Here is a 14317-nt window from a genome sequence, read left to right as displayed (position 1 = left end):
CGGAGAAGCCCCCGGCGAAGTCCCCGGTGCCGACCGCTCACTCACCCCGCCTTGGCCTCCCCGCCGCCGTACAGCACGCGCGTGACCGCCTCATAGGTGACCCCGTGGTCGGCGAGCACCTCCGCCGGCACACCGGGTCGAGCAGTCAGGGCCATCAGCAGATGCTCGTCGCCGATGTGCCGGTCATGACGGGCGAGCGCCGCACGAAGGGAACGCGTCAGCACGTCCTTGGCCCCCGGGGCGAACGGCCGACGCCTGGAACGGCGACCGCCGCCCCCTCCGTTCCCCGATCCCAGCGCCCCGACCCCGTGGGCCTCCTCCACCCGGGAGACAATCTCCGAGAGGTCGATCCCGAGCCCGGAGAGCGCCTCCGTGTCGGCGCGGGAGAGCCCGCCCCGCCGGCGTGCCTCGGCGAGCGACCGTTCCATGGAGTCCCGACGACCGGCCGCCCCGAGTGAGACCAGCGCGAACGAGCCGCGGCTGCCCTCCCGATCGAGGAGGGCGAGAAGCATGTGCTCCTCGTCCACCGCCTCGGCACCCGTGCGTTCGGCGTGCCCGACCGCTCCCGCGACCACGGCCCGGGCGTCCTTCGTGAACCGCTCGAACATCACTGCCTCCCGTATTTCTTGTGCACGGCCTGCCTGCTCACTCCGAGTTCCGCGGCGATCTCCTGCCACGACCAGCCCTGATTGCGCGCACTGCGCACCTGTACCGCTTCCAACTGCTCCAGCAGCCTCCGCAGCGCGGAGACCGCCCGCAGTCCGATCCGCGGATCGCGATCACCCGCACGCTCGGCGAGATCCGTTGCTTCGGTCATGCTGTCAATCTAAGTTGACAACTGGGCGGGCGTCAACCCCAGTTGACAGACGGCACGCGAAACGGCGGGCTCGAATCCTCCCGAGCCCGCCGCGACCACCCCGCACTGCACCTCGGCCGGAACGGCCGAGGCTTCCCTCATCCCTCATCCCACCGTAAGAACGATCTTCCCGAACTGATCGCCCGCCGCCAGCCGCTCGAACCCTTCCCGGGCCTGGTCCAGCGGAAGCACCTCGTCGATGACGGGGCGCACACCCGTGGCGGCGCAGAAGGAGAGCAGATCCTCCAGCTCGTCCTTGGTGCCCATCGTGGAGCCGACGACCTTGAGTTCCAGGAAGAAGATGCGGGTGAGCTCGGCGTGCGAGGGGCGGTCGCCGCTCGTGGCGCCCGAGATGACCAGCGTGCCGCCGGGACGCAGCGACTTGATGCTGTGCGACCAGGTGGCCGCGCCGACCGTCTCGATGACCGCGTCCACGCGCTGCGGCAGCCGTGCGCCGGACTCCAGTGCCTCCACGGCGCCCAGCTCGACCGCCCGCTTGCGCTTGGCCTCGTCGCGACTGGTGGCGAAGACGCGAAGACCGGCGGCCTTGCCGAGCACGATCGCGGCGGTCGCCACGCCGCCGCCGGCGCCCTGGACGAGGACGGAGTCGCCGGGCCGTACTCCGGCGTTGGTGAAGAGCATGCGGTACGCCGTCAGCCATGCGGTCGGCAGACAGGCGGCCTCCTCGAAGGAGAGTTCCTTGGGCTTGGGAATGACGTTCCACGTCGGGACGGAGACCTGTTCGGCGAACGTGCCCTGGTAGCGCTCGGTGAGGATGGAGCGGGGCTCCTTCGGGCCGACCCCGTGCCCCGTCTGTCCGATGACCGAGTGCAGCACGACTTCGTTGCCGTCCTCGTCGACGCCGGCCGCGTCGCATCCGAGGATCATCGGCAGCTTGTCCTCGGCGAGACCGACGCCGCGCAGGGACCAGAGGTCATGGTGGTTCAGGGACGCTGCCCTGACGTTCACGGTGGTCCAGCCCGGCCTCTGCTCGGGGGCCGGGCGCTCCCCCAACTCCAGGCCGGTGAGCGGCTGGTCACGGTCAATGCGGGCGGCGTAGGCAGCGAACATGACCTTGACGATAGGCTCCGCCCCCGCCCGACGGAACCACGTCCCCCTGTGACACACGTCCCGCCACCCTCACGCTCCACGTCACACCGGTCCGCGCCGGCCGCAAGCGAAAGCAACCGCCGACCTCCCACCCGGGGCTCCGCCCCGATTCCCCACCCGCCCGCGCGCACTCGGCCGCGGGCGCGTGGGGGCTGATCGCGCAGTTCCCCACGCTCCTCAGGTAGGGCTCCGCCCCATCCCCCGCTCCCCGCTCTCCCCTGCCGCGCGCCCGCCGAGGGGCGGACAAGGGCCCCCGTACGGACCAGTCCGGGACACGAAGCAGGGCCCCGCCGGGAGCACCCCGGCGAGGCCCTGAAATCACGCGACCGCGTCAGCGACGGGCAACGCCCTCGGCCCGAGCAGCCGCGGCCACCGCCGCGGTCACCGCAGGAGCCACCCGCTCATCGAACGGCGACGGAATCACGTAGTCCGCGGCAAGGTCGTCCCCGACGACCGCGGCCAACGCCTCGGCCGCCGCGATCTTCATCCCCTCGGTGATCCGGGACGCCCGCACCTGCAACGCCCCCGCGAAGATCCCGGGAAACGCCAGCACGTTGTTGATCTGGTTCGGGAAGTCCGACCGCCCGGTGGCGACCACGGCCGCGTACTTGTGGGCGATCTCGGGGTGCACCTCGGGATTCGGGTTGGCCATGGCGAAGACGAAGGCCCCCTCGGCCATCGACGCCACCGCCGGCTCCGGCACCGTACCCCCGGACACGCCGATGAAGACGTCCGCACCCGCGAGCGCCGACTCCAGCGACCCCGTGAGCCCCGCCTTGTTGGTGATCCCGGCGAGCTCCCGCTTGACGTCGGTCAGATCGTCCCGGTCCGCGGAGACGATGCCCTTGCGGTCCGCGACCGCGACGTCACCGATCCCCGCCTCCAGCAGGAACTTGGCGATGGCGACCCCGGCCGCCCCCGCCCCCGAGATCACCGCACGCAGATCACCCAGCGTCCGACCGGTCAGCTTCGCGGCATTCCGCAGCGCCGCCAGCGTCACGATCGCGGTCCCGTGCTGGTCGTCGTGGAAGACGGGAATGTCGAGCCGCTCCTGGAGCTTGCGCTCGATCTCGAAGCACCGCGGCGCGGAGATGTCCTCCAGGTTGACGCCCCCGAACGAGGGAGCGAGCCGGACCACGGTCTCCACGATCTCGTCGACGCCCGTGCAGTCCAGCGCGATCGGCACGGCATCCACCCCGCCGAACTGCTTGAACAGGATGGCCTTGCCCTCCATCACGGGAAGGGAGGCCTCCGGGCCGATGTCACCGAGTCCCAGCACCGCCGTACCGTCCGTCACCACAGCGACGACGGACGACTTCCACGTGTAGTCGTGGACGAGCTCGGGCTGCTCGGCGATGGCGCTGCACACCTTCGCCACGCCGGGCGTGTACGCCAGGGACAGGTCGTCCTTGTCACGGACGGGCACGGTGGCCTGCACGGCCATCTTGCCGCCACGGTGCAGCGCAAAGGCAGGGTCGAAGTCGAGGGAGTCGACGGAACCGTCGGAACCGACGGTGTCGACGGAGCCGGCGGAATTGACCGGCTCCACGTCGCCTTCAAGACCCGTACTGCTGTCGCTGCGAGGATTGACGATCTCCGCTGCCACTTTGTTTTACCCCTTAAGTCTTCATTGATTTGAGGGTGACCACTCCTGGTTGAGGGGTGGGCGGGCACCGCGTAACCCTGCCGCCGTGGTGGTGCGTACGGGCGGATACGCGACGGGCGCGCCGCACACGCGCCCTGAGCCCCGGATGAGGGGTGTTGAGAACCTTCTTACCGGACGGACCAGGTCGGCGACGAGTCCATACCGCGAAGCTCACACGCCGGTGACATGACTCATACCTGGATATGCGGACAAGTCCAGGACATGACCTCAAGACACTACAAGTGCGGAGTCGTGGCGGCCCGCATCATGAGATGCGCCGAAGATCTTCCGGCCGGAAGGAGGGATTCCCGTACAAGGTCCGGCCCTGATGGAGCCGTCCGCGACGGTTCGGGGATCACCCGTTATCCGATTTTGACATAGCGAGTCCCCTGAAGCGCGCAGTCCGAATGGCAAGATGCCGTCATCACACGAGGTCGCGACACCCAAAGGTGTGTGTTCTCGTCGACCCATCGGCAACTCCCTCATCCGCCGGAGGCACCCACCATGACCGCAAGCACCACCCGTCGTTCGACCGCCGCGCAGTCCCGGATAGCAGCGGTCGGTGCGATCGCGGTCGCCGGGGCCCTGGTCCTCACCGGCTGCGGTGACCAGACCAAGAAGGACTCCAACAGCTCCTCCTCGAGCGCCGCCTCAGCTCCGCTGGCCTCGAAGCTGCCCGCGTCGATCCGTGACGCGGGTGTCATCAAGGTCGGCTCGGACATCGCGTACGCGCCGGTCGAGTTCAAGGACAGCTCCGGCAAGACCGTGGGTATCGACCCCGATCTGGCGGACGCGATGGGCAAGCAGCTCGGAGTGAAGTTCGAGTTCCAGAACGGCACCTTCGACACCCTGATCACGGGTCTGCGCTCCAAGCGGTACGACATGGCGATGTCCGCGATGACGGACACCGCGGACCGCCAGAACGGTGTCGACGCCGACACCGGCAAGAAGGTCGGCGAGGGCGTCGACTTCGTCGACTACTTCACCGCGGGTGTCTCGATCTACACCCCCAAGGGCAAGACCCAGAACATCAAGACCTGGGCCGACCTCTGTGGCAAGAAGATCGCGGTGCAGCGCGGCACGGTCTCGGAGGACCTCGCCAAGTCCGAGTCGAAGAAGTGCACGGGCGGCAAGAAGATCGCCATCGAGTCCTACGACAACGACCAGCAGGCCCAGACCCGGGTGCGCGCCGGTGGCGCCGACGCCGGTTCCTCGGACTTCCCGGTCGCCGCGTACGCGGTGAAGACCTCGGGCGGCGGCAAGGACTTCGAGCTCGTCGGCGAGCAGGTCGAGGCGGCGCCGTACGGCATCGCGGTCGCCAAGTCCAACACGCAGCTCCGCGACGCACTGCAGGCCGCGCTCGACGCGATCATCAAGAACGGCGAGTACGACAAGGTGATAGCGAAGTGGGGCGTCGAGGCCGGCGCCGTCAAGACGGCCGCGGTCAACGGAGGAAAGTGACCGCGGGCGCGAGCGGGCACTGAAAGGCAACAACACCCGTGACTGTTGACATCGACAAGACGGCAGGGCCGGAGGGCACTCCTCCGGCCGGGCCGGAGGCCATCAAGGCCATCCCCGTCCGGCACTACGGACGCTACCTCTCGGCTGTCGTCGCGATCGCCGTGCTCGTCGCGATCATCTACGCGTTCGGCCAGGGCAAGATCAACTGGCATGCGGTGCCGGACTACTTCTTCGACCACCGCATCATCAAGGGCGTCGGCCAGACGCTGCTGCTGACGGTGCTCTCGATGGCGATCGGCATCCTCGGCGGCATCCTGCTCGCGGTGATGCGCCTGTCGAAGAACCCTGTGACCTCGTCCATCGCGTGGTTCTACATCTGGTTCTTCCGCGGCACCCCGGTCCTCGTCCAGCTGTTCGTCTGGTTCAACCTGGGTCTGGTCTTCGAGTACATCAACCTCGGGCCGATCTACAAGGACTACTGGTCCAGCTTCATGACGCCGTTCCTGACGGCGCTGCTGGGCCTGGGCCTGAACGAGGCCGCGTACATGGCCGAGATCTGCCGCGCCGGTCTGCTCTCGGTCGACGAGGGCCAGACCGAGGCCGCGCACGCGCTGGGCATGAGCCACGGCAAGACGCTGCGGCGGATCATCATCCCGCAGGCGATGCGCGTGATCGTGCCGCCCACGGGCAACGAGGTCATCAACATGCTCAAGACGACCTCCCTCGTGTCGGCGGTGCAGTACTACGAACTCCTGCGGTACGCCCAGGACATCGGACAGACCTCCGGCGCCCCGGTGGAGATGCTCTTCCTGGCCGCCGCCTGGTACCTGATCATGACCTCGGTCCTGAGCGTGGGCCAGTACTACGTCGAGCGGTACTACGCCCGCGGTTCGAGCCGTCAGCTGCCGCCCACCCCGTGGCAGAAGATCAAGGCCAATGTGACGTCCCTGTCGAGCCGGAAGGGGGCGACGGCATGACCGAGAAGGAAACCGGCAAAGACATTTCCGGTACGCCGATGGTGAAGTCCGAAGGCGTCCACAAGTCCTTCGGCGCGGTCGAGGTCCTCAAGGGCATCGACCTGGAGGTCAGGCCCGGCGAGGTCTTCTGCCTCATCGGCCCCTCCGGCTCCGGCAAGTCGACCTTCCTGAGGTGCATCAACCACCTGGAGAAGATCAACGCCGGCCGGCTGTACGTCGACGGGGAGCTGGTCGGCTACCGCCAGAAGGGCGACAAGCTGTACGAGCTCAAGGACAACGAGGTCGCGCTGAAGCGCCGGGACATCGGCATGGTCTTCCAGCGCTTCAACCTGTTCCCGCACATGACGGCGCTCGAGAACGTCATGGAGGCCCCGGTCCAGGTCAAGGGCATCAGCAGGACCCAGGCCCGGGCGCGTGCGGAGCAGCTCCTGGAGCGCGTCGGCCTGGCCGACAAGGCGGCCAGCTACCCTTCGCAGCTCTCCGGCGGTCAGCAGCAGCGTGTCGCCATCGCCCGCGCGCTGGCGATGGACCCGAAGCTGATGCTCTTCGACGAGCCGACCTCGGCGCTCGACCCGGAACTGGTCGGTGACGTCCTCGACGTCATGCGCGACCTCGCCGAGTCCGGCATGACGATGATCGTCGTCACCCACGAGATGGGCTTCGCCCGCGAGGTGGGCGACTCGCTGGTCTTCATGGACGGCGGTGTGGTGGTCGAGTCCGGCCACCCGCGTGACGTACTGACGAACCCGCAGCACGAGCGGACGCAGTCGTTCCTGTCCAAGGTGCTCTGAGCCACGGACAAGCGTGAAGGGGCGGTACGGGATTCCCGTACCGCCCCTTCTTCGTCCGGTCCGGGCCCGGACTCCTCGTCCGGACCCCCGCGGCCTGCTTACTTCACTGCCAGCACCAGCGCGTCGGACGGCGACCGCCACACCGCCCGCGCCTCCCCGAAGCCCCTTTCGCGCAGCACGCGCGTGTGCCAGTCGACGGACGGCATGTCGCCGTCGGCGTGCTCCCCGTAGATCTCGAAGCGGCGGGCGGTCGGCGCGGCGAGGGCGGGGTCCTGGGCCGCCAGCTCCCACCAGGCGGCCCAGTCGAGCACCCCGCGCGCCCTGGCCTGGTCCATCCGGGCGTGCCGCTGGGCGCGCTCGGCCTCGTTGATCCGGGGCGTGGACTCGTCGATCATGTGGTCGGCGTTCATGAAGACGCCGCCGTCGCGGACGAGCTGGGCGACCTGGCCGTAGAGGACCGCGAGGGGTTCGCTGTGCAGCCAGTGGAGGGCGGTGGCGGTCAGGACGGCGTCGTACGAGTCGTACGGCAGCCGGGTCGCCCAGTGCGGGTCCTTGAGGTCGGCCGTGACGAAGGAGACCCTCGCGTCGCCCGCGAAGGTGCCCTCGGCGATGGTGAGCAGCGCCGGGTCGAGGTCGACGCCGGTGCTGGTGGCCTTCGGGAAGCGGTCGAGGAGCCGGGCCGTGATGGTGCCGGTGCCGCAGGCCAGGTCGAGGACGCGCGGCTCCGGGCCGCACAGGGCCTCGACCATGTCGAGCATCACCCGGAAGCGCTCCTCGCGGTCCGGCATGTACCACTCCTGTTGCCGGTCCCAGCTCTCCTGCCAGGCGTGCCAGTCGGTGCCGTTGCCATGGGTCTCGTCGCTGTCGATTCCGGTGCCGACGGTCATGGAAGCCTCTTCTCCGTTCGTCCTCACTCGCCCGCGTAATACCCTGGAAGTGCAATCAGCCGTTACCTGACCGCACGCACGACGATAGAGCGCCTCCGTAAGGACTACAAGTGGAACTGGCCTATTACTCGGATTACGCGGTACGCCTCGTCAACACCGAGGAGCCGACCCGGGGCAAGGATTCGCTCACCTCGGTCGAGGCGGTCCGGGACCTCTTCGGAGGGAACTCCTCCGCGGCCCGCCGCGCCACGGACGCGGACGTCACCCGCTTCCGGTCGGTCCGCGCCCGGCTGCGCGCCGTCTTCGAGGCGGCCGACGGCGGCGACGAGACCCTGTCCGTGGACCTGCTGAACTCACTCCTCCTGGAGTTCCCCGTCAGCCCGCAGATCTCCGGGCACGACCACCGGGACGACGACGGGCGCCCGCTGTGGCACATGCACCTGGCGGACCACCCGTCGAACGCGACCGCGGGCTACGCGGCGATCGCCGCCATGGGACTCGCCTTCCACCTCACCGCGTACGGCGTGGACCGCCTCGGCCTCTGCGAGGCGGCCCCCTGCCGCAACGCGTACCTGGACACGTCGACGAACCGCTCCCGGCGCTACTGCTCGGACCGCTGCGCGACGCGCGCCAACGTGGCCGCCTACCGGGCCCGCAAACGCCTGGAGGCCGACCGGTCGGAGAGCACCGGCCTGGCGGCGCCGAGCGCCCAGCGGACGACCGCGAGCGGCGAGCGCTGACCCGGGAGGTGGGGCCGGTAGCGGAAACGCACCTTCCCGAGGACGAGGTCCTCGGGCACGGTCCCGTAGTCGGTGCTGTCCCCACCCGCGTAGGCGTTGTCCCCGAGCACCCACCAGCCCCCCTCGCGCCGCTCCGCGATCCGCTTCACGACCAGCAGGTCCTGCTGGAACGGATGGCGCAGAACGACCACGTCACCGGGCCCGACCCGGGCCCCGTACTGCACGACGAGCCGATCCCCGTGCTGGAGCGTGGGCACCATGGAGGGCCCCGTCACCTCGGCCGCCCCGAACGGCAGCACGGCCCTCCCACGCTCGGTCTCCTGCGACAGCTCCGGCATCACCGGCACCTCCCCGGTCCATCCTCCACCAGTCCCAGTCTCACCCTGGACTTTTGTCCTAAGCCCATGGGGGCACTCGAGAAAAGACGTCTCCTACGGAGTAATGTCCCACCTGAGAAGACGATCACGAGGAAGGACAGCTCAATGCTCTCCCGCCTGTTTGCCCCCAAGGTCAAGGTCAGCGCGCACTGCGACCTGCCCTGCGGCGTGTACGACCCGGCCCAGGCCCGCATCGAGGCGGAGTCGGTGAAGGCCGTCCAGGAAAAGATGGCCGCAAACGACGACCCGCACTTCCAGGCTCGCGCCACGGTCATCAAGGAGCAGCGCGCCGAGCTCGCCAAGCACCACGTGTCGGTGCTCTGGAGCGACTACTTCAAGCCCCCGCACTTCGAGAAGTACCCGGAGCTGCACCAGCTGGTCAACGACACCCTGAAGGCCCTCTCGGCCGCCAAGGCGTCCACGGACCCGGCCACGGGCCAGAAGGCGCTGGACTACATCGCCCAGATCGACAAGATCTTCTGGGAGACCAAGAAGGCCTGACCTTTGGTCATACGGCTCGACCCGCGACCTGTTCGGTTTCTCAGGTCGCACGGTCGCTCTGCCCGCACCCGGCCCGCGGGACGCCGAACTCGGCGTCCCTGACGGTCCGGGTGCGGTCTTCTTTCGCCGGACTTCTTCCGCCGGCGTCTCGTTCGTCCTTCGTCGGGGCTTCGTTGCTCCTTCGTCGGGGCCGTTGGGCCTTCGTCGGGGCTTCGTTCGTCCGACGTCATTCGGACACGGCGACCACGTGCTTGCCGACGACGCCGCCGCGTTCGAAGGCCTGGTGCGCCGCGGCGATGTCCGCGAGTGGGTACACGCTGTTCACCACCGGGCGCAGCGCTCCCGAGGTGACGTGGTCGGCCAGGGCGCGCAGCACGGTGGCGTCGGGGTTGGCGCTGAAGGTGCGGACGCGACGGGCGCCGTACACGCTGGACGCCGCGATCGCGGCCAGGGCGGGGGCCGACAGCCCGACGGTGACCATCCGGCCGCCCTTGGCCAACCGGCTCCGGTAGCAGTTCAGTTCCGTACCGACCGTGTCGACGACGACGTCGAAGGGGCCGATCCGGTCCGAGGTGGTGGAGCCGTGGTCGAGGACCTCGTCGGCGCCGAGGTCGGTGAGGGCGGGGGCGTGACGGGCGCGGGCCAGCGCGGTCACGTGGCAGCCCAGGGCGTGGGCGAGTTGGACGGCGGCCGTGCCGACGCCGCCCGCCGCGCCACGGACCAGCACCTTCTCTCCGGGCGCGAGGCGTACGGTGTCCCGCACCGCGATCAGCGCCGTCGCACCGGCGACGGCCAGGGAGGCCGCTTCGGCCGCGGAGAGTGCCGCCGGGGCGGGCGCGAGCCGGTCCGCGGGGACGACGACGTACTCGGCCGCCCCGCCGATGGTGTGTCGCTGCCGGGGGTGAACCGTGCCCCACACCCGGTCCCCGACCCGCAGGCCCTCGACGCCGGTGCCGGATCCGGTGACGACGCCGGCGAAGTCCAGCCCTGTGCCGAGCGGGAACCGGCGCCCCGAGACGATCTTCATCTCCCCGGAACGGACGATCACGTCGTGGCCGTTCACGCTGGACGCCTCGACGCGGACCAGTACGTCACCCGCGCCGGGGACGGGCCGGTCGACGTCGTTGATCCGCAGCACGTCCACCGCGTCGCCGTAACTCGTGATCTGAGCGGCCTTCATGGCGCTGTTCCCTTCCGCGGTCGGCTGTTGCGGTGCAGATCCTGGTAGCGGGCCGCGGCATCACGGTCGTTCGCCTTTTCCCCGGTTCGGCTTTCCTGGGTCCGGCAGACCCACCCTCGCGGGCCGCGCCGCGGGGATACTGAAGCCGTGACCGACGAACCCGTCGCGGTGAGCGACGATCCCCGACACGAGCTCGGGGAGTTCCTCCGGACTCGCCGCACCCGGCTGCGGCCGCAGGACGTCGGTCTGGAACCCGGTCCGCGGCGGCGCGTCGCCGGGCTGCGGCGCGAGGAACTGGCCCTGCTGGCCGGGGTCAGTTCGGACTACTACCAGCGCATGGAGCAGGGCCGCGACGTACGCCCCTCCGAGCAGGTCCTCGACGCCCTCGCGCGCGCCCTCAACTTCACCGCCGAGGAGACCCGGCATCTGCACAGCCTCGCCGCCGCCGTGCGCACGCCCGCGAAGCGCCCGCGCCACCACGCGCCCGAGGAGGTACCGCCCACCACCCTGCGGCTGCTGCGTACGATGACCTCGCCCTCCGTGGTCGTCGGCCGCTTCCTGGACGTACTGGCGTGGAACCCGCTCGCCGGTGCCCTGCTCGGCGAGTTCACCCAACGCCCGCGGAGCGAACGCAACCTGCTGTCGCTGCTGCTCCACCCGGAGGCCGACCGGACGTGCCCGGAGCGGGCCGCCACCGTCGCCGAGCTGGTCGCGATGCTGCGCACGCAGGTCGCGGCCGAGCCCGGACATCCGCGCGCCGTCGAGCTGGTCGGTGAACTCGCCGTCCGAAGCGACGAGTTCGCGGACCTGTGGGCGCGTCATGACGTGGCGGAGACCACGCGCGGCCGGATGCGCGTCCGGCACCCCCTGGTCGGGGAGCTGAACCTGGACTGGGACGCGTACCCGATGCCGGACGCCACCGGCCCCGTACTCATCGCCTTCACCGCCGAGGAGGGCGGGCCCGACGCCGAGCGTCTCCAACTGCTCGCCGGCCTGCTGGTCGCCCCCGGCCCGGCGGCGGCGTCCCCTCCCCGTCGTTGACCCACCGGCCTCTGTCAGTGGCGCGTGCCATCCTGAAGAAATGACTCTGGAGGATCTGGTCCGGCTGCGCCGGGCACGCGACCGGATGGACCGCGAGTACGCGGAGCCGCTGGACGTCGCCGCGCTCGCGCGCACCGCGCTGATGTCACCCGGGCACTTCCAACGGAGCTTCCGGGCGGCGTACGGGGAGACGCCGTACAGCTATCTCATGACCCGCCGAATAGAGCGGGCCAAGGCCCTGCTGCGGCGGGGCGACCTGACGGTCACGGAGGTCTGCCTCGCCGTGGGCTGTACGTCGCTCGGTTCGTTCAGCTCCCGCTTCACGGAGCTGGTCGGCGAGACCCCGAGCGCGTACCGGGCCCGGCCGCACGACCACGGCGCCCCGATCCCGCCGTGCGTGGCCCAGCGCCTGACCCGCCCGACCCGCCACCGCAACCCGGAAGCGGAACCGGGTACACGGCTCTAGGACCTGTCCGGCCGATCACGGGGGAGGAAAGCCGCGGCGCCTCGTCGATACCGGCCGTGATCGGCCGGACAGGTCCTAGCGTGGAGCCATGGACCTGAAACTCTCACAGTGCTTCATCGCCGTGGACGACCATGACAAAGCGCTCGCCTTCTACCGGGACGTCCTCGGTCTGGAGGTCCGGGGTGACGTCGCCTTCGAGGGGATGCGCTGGGTGACGGTCGGCTCCCCGCTCCAGCCGGACGTCCAGATCGTCCTGGAGCCCCCCGCCGCGAGCCCGGACATCTCCCCCGCCGACAAGCAGGCCATGGCCGAGCTCCTCGCCAAGGGCATCCTGCGCGGTGTCATCTTCTCCACCGCCGACTGCGACGCCCTCTACGAACGCGTCCGCGCCTCCGGCGCCGACGTCCTCCAGGAGCCGATGGACCAGCCGTACGGCGTCCGCGACTGCGCCTTCCGTGACCCGGCGGGCAACCTCCTGCGCTTCACCGAGCGCCCCGATGCCTGACCCCGGCCACCCCCGCCTCGGCCGGCGCGAGGCAGACTACGTCCGTCTGTTCCCTGGGAGCGGGTCGCCCAGGGAACGGAACGTCTGAAGTCCCGCAGTCCGAGGAGTCATCGATGCCGTCCGCGCGCCCCCGCGTCCTCTACGTCAGTGACCTGGCCTACCCGGCCAAGGGGCGGCGGTACTGCGACGAGGACATCTTCCTCACCTCCCGGCTGCGTGAGGAGTTCGACCTGGCCGTGTGCCACCCCCTGGACGCGGCCGCGCTGATGACCGGCTTCGACGCCGTGGTCGTGCGGAACAGCGGGCCCGTGCTGCACTACCAGGCGCAGTACGACGCGTTCCGGAAGCAGGCGGTCACGGAAGGTGTCCGCGTGTACAACCAGCTGTCCGGCAAGGGCGACATGGCGGGGAAGGGGTACCTGCTGGACCTCACCGCGGCGGGGTTCCCGGTCATCCCGACCATCGACCGCGCGGACGACCTCGACCGGCTTCCGGACGTCGACACCTACGTCGTGAAGCCCAAGCTGGGAGCGGATTCCATCGGCCTGGAGTTCGTACCGCGCGACCGGCTGCCCGAACTGCCGTACGGCAACATCCTCGTCCAGCCACGCATCGACTTCCGCTACGAGGTGTCCTTCTACTTCGTCGACCACACCTTCCAGTACGCCCTGTACGCCCCCCGCCCGGAGGAGCGCTGGGCCCTGGAACCGTACGAGCCGACCGAGCGGGACCGGGAGTTCGCGCAGCGGTTCGTCGACTGGAACGACATCGCGTACGGCATCCAGCGCGTCGACGCCTGCCGGGCCCCCGACGGCGAACTGCTCCTCGTGGAGCTGGAGGACCTGAACCCGTACCTGTCCCTGGACGTCCTCTCCCCCGACGCGCGGGACACCTTCGTCTCACGGGTGAAAACATCGTTGCGCGGGCTGATCGGACAGGAGACGGTACGAGCCGCACACGGCGTCTGAGAGGGAGCGGGAAACGGCCCATGGCTGACCCCATTCGATGGACCTACGCCTTCGTCGACCGGCCCATGAAGGACTTCGGTCGCGCCTGCGGCTTCTGGACCGCGGTCACGGCGACGAAGCTGTCCGAACCGCGCGGTGAGCAGGGCGAGTTCGTGACCCTGCTGCCCGACGGCACCGACGCCTGCGTCAAGGCGCAGGGCGTCGACGCGGGCGAGGGCGGCGCCCATCTCGACCTCGCCGTCGAGGACGTACCGGCGCTGGCGGAGTCGGCCCGGCGGCTCGGCGCCGAGATCGTCACCACCGAAGAGGACCTGGTCGTCCTGCGCTCCCCCGGTGGTCAGCCGTTCTGCGCGGTCCGCTGGCACGGCGAGTCGGCGCGGCCTCCGGTCGTCCCGGGCCCCACCGGCACCACCAGCCGCCTCGACCAGGTGTGCCTGGACGTGGCGCCCACTCGCTTCGAGGCCGAAGTCGCCTTCTGGAGCGCCCTGACCGGATGGGAGTCGCACCCCGGCGCGCTCCCGGAGTTCCACCTGCTCAGGCCACCCGCCGGGCTCCCCTTCCGCATCCTCCTGCAACGCCTCGACACCGCCCGCCCCGCCGCCGCCCACCTCGACATCGCCTGCTCGGACATCGAGGCGGTACGCGCCCACCACGAGCGGCTCGGTGCCGTGCTCCTCGGCCACGGCGCCCGCTGGACCGTCATGCGCGACCCGGTCGGCGGCACGTACTGCCTGACCGGCCGGGACCCGGCGACGGGCAGCCTCCCGGCCCCGGCCTGATCCGGAGAACGGCCCGAAGCGGACGGCCGCGGA

General features: G+C 70.0%; 17 protein-coding genes. 10 read left to right on the top strand and 7 right to left on the bottom strand.

The window, feature by feature from the left end; genetic code table 11:
• Positions 1-41: 41 nt before the first annotated feature.
• The 4 genes from AAFF41_RS31380 to AAFF41_RS31365 all read right to left on the bottom strand — a co-directional run bounded on the left by AAFF41_RS31380 (position 42) and on the right by AAFF41_RS31365 (position 3572).
• Complete coding sequence (locus tag AAFF41_RS31380) at positions 42-608, bottom strand: Clp protease N-terminal domain-containing protein (protein ID WP_343324983.1); 567 nt, start codon at positions 606-608, stop codon at positions 42-44.
• Positions 608-817: a helix-turn-helix domain-containing protein gene (locus AAFF41_RS31375; protein WP_010984411.1), complete on the bottom strand. Its 210-nt coding sequence runs from the start codon at positions 815-817 to the stop codon at positions 608-610. The genes AAFF41_RS31380 and AAFF41_RS31375 overlap by 1 nt, the downstream gene beginning before the upstream one ends.
• Positions 818-961: 144 nt before the next feature.
• Positions 962-1927, bottom strand: coding sequence for a zinc-binding dehydrogenase (locus AAFF41_RS31370; RefSeq protein ID WP_319746361.1), 966 nt, complete (start codon positions 1925-1927; stop codon positions 962-964).
• A 370-nt stretch (positions 1928-2297) separates the two neighbouring features.
• The gene (locus AAFF41_RS31365; protein ID WP_054228111.1) at positions 2298-3572 is read right to left on the bottom strand and encodes an NAD(P)-dependent malic enzyme; all 1275 of its coding nucleotides are present in this window, start codon (positions 3570-3572) and stop codon (positions 2298-2300) included.
• Positions 3573-4115: 543 nt separating this feature from the next.
• Here AAFF41_RS31365 and AAFF41_RS31360 point away from each other — a divergent pair.
• The 3 genes from AAFF41_RS31360 to AAFF41_RS31350 are packed head-to-tail and all read left to right on the top strand — an operon-like array spanning position 4116 to position 6840.
• The gene (locus tag AAFF41_RS31360) at positions 4116-5072 is read left to right on the top strand and encodes an ABC transporter substrate-binding protein (RefSeq protein ID WP_319746364.1); all 957 of its coding nucleotides are present in this window, start codon (positions 4116-4118) and stop codon (positions 5070-5072) included.
• A 38-nt stretch (positions 5073-5110) separates the two neighbouring features.
• Entirely contained in the window at positions 5111-6049 is a 939-nt protein-coding gene (locus AAFF41_RS31355; RefSeq protein WP_343324982.1) for an amino acid ABC transporter permease, read from the top strand.
• Positions 6046-6840, top strand: coding sequence for an amino acid ABC transporter ATP-binding protein (locus AAFF41_RS31350; protein ID WP_319746369.1), 795 nt, complete (start codon positions 6046-6048; stop codon positions 6838-6840). The genes AAFF41_RS31355 and AAFF41_RS31350 overlap by 4 nt, the downstream gene beginning before the upstream one ends.
• Positions 6841-6938: 98 nt before the next feature.
• On the opposite strand, the gene AAFF41_RS31345 is transcribed toward AAFF41_RS31350, so the two are convergent.
• Positions 6939-7727 (bottom strand): class I SAM-dependent methyltransferase, encoded by a 789-nt coding sequence (locus AAFF41_RS31345; RefSeq protein WP_319746372.1) that lies wholly within the window; start codon positions 7725-7727, stop codon positions 6939-6941.
• A gap of 110 nt (positions 7728-7837) precedes the next feature.
• Here AAFF41_RS31345 and AAFF41_RS31340 point away from each other — a divergent pair, with 110 nt between their 5' ends.
• Positions 7838-8467 (top strand): CGNR zinc finger domain-containing protein, encoded by a 630-nt coding sequence (locus AAFF41_RS31340; RefSeq protein WP_319746375.1) that lies wholly within the window; start codon positions 7838-7840, stop codon positions 8465-8467.
• On the opposite strand, the gene sodX is transcribed toward AAFF41_RS31340, so the two are convergent.
• A complete protein-coding gene (gene sodX, locus AAFF41_RS31335; protein WP_054228272.1) occupies positions 8371-8805 on the bottom strand; it encodes a nickel-type superoxide dismutase maturation protease in 435 nt (144 codons plus the stop codon). The genes AAFF41_RS31340 and sodX overlap by 97 nt on opposite strands.
• 144 nt (positions 8806-8949) lie before the next feature.
• On the opposite strand from sodX, the gene sodN reads away from it, so the two are divergent.
• A complete protein-coding gene (gene sodN, locus AAFF41_RS31330; RefSeq protein WP_020136639.1) occupies positions 8950-9345 on the top strand; it encodes a superoxide dismutase, Ni in 396 nt (131 codons plus the stop codon).
• A 226-nt stretch (positions 9346-9571) separates the two neighbouring features.
• On the opposite strand, the gene AAFF41_RS31325 is transcribed toward sodN, so the two are convergent.
• Positions 9572-10525: an NAD(P)-dependent alcohol dehydrogenase gene (locus tag AAFF41_RS31325; RefSeq protein WP_343324981.1), complete on the bottom strand. Its 954-nt coding sequence runs from the start codon at positions 10523-10525 to the stop codon at positions 9572-9574.
• A gap of 147 nt (positions 10526-10672) precedes the next feature.
• On the opposite strand from AAFF41_RS31325, the gene AAFF41_RS31320 reads away from it, so the two are divergent.
• From AAFF41_RS31320 to AAFF41_RS31300, 5 genes are all read left to right on the top strand, one after another.
• Positions 10673-11566, top strand: a complete 894-nt coding sequence (locus tag AAFF41_RS31320) for a helix-turn-helix transcriptional regulator (protein ID WP_319746381.1) — start codon at positions 10673-10675, stop codon at positions 11564-11566.
• A 40-nt stretch (positions 11567-11606) separates the two neighbouring features.
• Entirely contained in the window at positions 11607-12032 is a 426-nt protein-coding gene (locus AAFF41_RS31315) for a helix-turn-helix transcriptional regulator (RefSeq protein WP_054228117.1), read from the top strand.
• Positions 12033-12120: 88 nt separating this feature from the next.
• Entirely contained in the window at positions 12121-12537 is a 417-nt protein-coding gene (locus AAFF41_RS31310) for a VOC family protein (protein ID WP_054228118.1), read from the top strand.
• A 113-nt stretch (positions 12538-12650) separates the two neighbouring features.
• Positions 12651-13505, top strand: a complete 855-nt coding sequence (locus tag AAFF41_RS31305) for an ATP-grasp domain-containing protein (RefSeq protein WP_319746384.1) — start codon at positions 12651-12653, stop codon at positions 13503-13505.
• A 20-nt stretch (positions 13506-13525) separates the two neighbouring features.
• A complete protein-coding gene (locus tag AAFF41_RS31300; protein ID WP_343324980.1) occupies positions 13526-14284 on the top strand; it encodes a VOC family protein in 759 nt (252 codons plus the stop codon).
• The last annotated feature ends 33 nt before the right edge of the window (positions 14285-14317 follow it).

Origin of the sequence: Streptomyces mirabilis (genome assembly GCF_039503195.1) — a bacterium.
GTDB lineage: Bacteria > Actinomycetota > Actinomycetes > Streptomycetales > Streptomycetaceae > Streptomyces > Streptomyces mirabilis_D.
The sequence above is the reverse complement of the archived record's forward strand: the minus strand, read 5'-3'. Positions and strand labels throughout refer to the sequence as shown.

What these genes read in the sequence shown, in the direction of transcription:
- AAFF41_RS31350 (WP_319746369.1), top strand. Translation starts at nt 6,046, where the DNA reads ATGACCGAGAAGGAAACCGGCAAAGACATTTCCGGTACGCCGATGGTG.
- AAFF41_RS31315 (WP_054228117.1), top strand. Translation starts at nt 11,607, where the DNA reads ATGACTCTGGAGGATCTGGTCCGGCTGCGCCGGGCACGCGACCGGATG.
- AAFF41_RS31370 (WP_319746361.1), bottom strand. Translation starts at nt 1,927, where the DNA reads ATGTTCGCTGCCTACGCCGCCCGCATTGACCGTGACCAGCCGCTCACC.
- AAFF41_RS31300 (WP_343324980.1), top strand. Translation starts at nt 13,526, where the DNA reads ATGGCTGACCCCATTCGATGGACCTACGCCTTCGTCGACCGGCCCATG.
- AAFF41_RS31310 (WP_054228118.1), top strand. Translation starts at nt 12,121, where the DNA reads ATGGACCTGAAACTCTCACAGTGCTTCATCGCCGTGGACGACCATGAC.
- AAFF41_RS31305 (WP_319746384.1), top strand. Translation starts at nt 12,651, where the DNA reads ATGCCGTCCGCGCGCCCCCGCGTCCTCTACGTCAGTGACCTGGCCTAC.
- sodN (WP_020136639.1), top strand. Translation starts at nt 8,950, where the DNA reads ATGCTCTCCCGCCTGTTTGCCCCCAAGGTCAAGGTCAGCGCGCACTGC.
- AAFF41_RS31375 (WP_010984411.1), bottom strand. Translation starts at nt 817, where the DNA reads ATGACCGAAGCAACGGATCTCGCCGAGCGTGCGGGTGATCGCGATCCG.
- AAFF41_RS31380 (WP_343324983.1), bottom strand. Translation starts at nt 608, where the DNA reads ATGTTCGAGCGGTTCACGAAGGACGCCCGGGCCGTGGTCGCGGGAGCG.
- sodX (WP_054228272.1), bottom strand. Translation starts at nt 8,805, where the DNA reads ATGCCGGAGCTGTCGCAGGAGACCGAGCGTGGGAGGGCCGTGCTGCCG.
- AAFF41_RS31360 (WP_319746364.1), top strand. Translation starts at nt 4,116, where the DNA reads ATGACCGCAAGCACCACCCGTCGTTCGACCGCCGCGCAGTCCCGGATA.
- AAFF41_RS31325 (WP_343324981.1), bottom strand. Translation starts at nt 10,525, where the DNA reads ATGAAGGCCGCTCAGATCACGAGTTACGGCGACGCGGTGGACGTGCTG.
- AAFF41_RS31345 (WP_319746372.1), bottom strand. Translation starts at nt 7,727, where the DNA reads ATGACCGTCGGCACCGGAATCGACAGCGACGAGACCCATGGCAACGGC.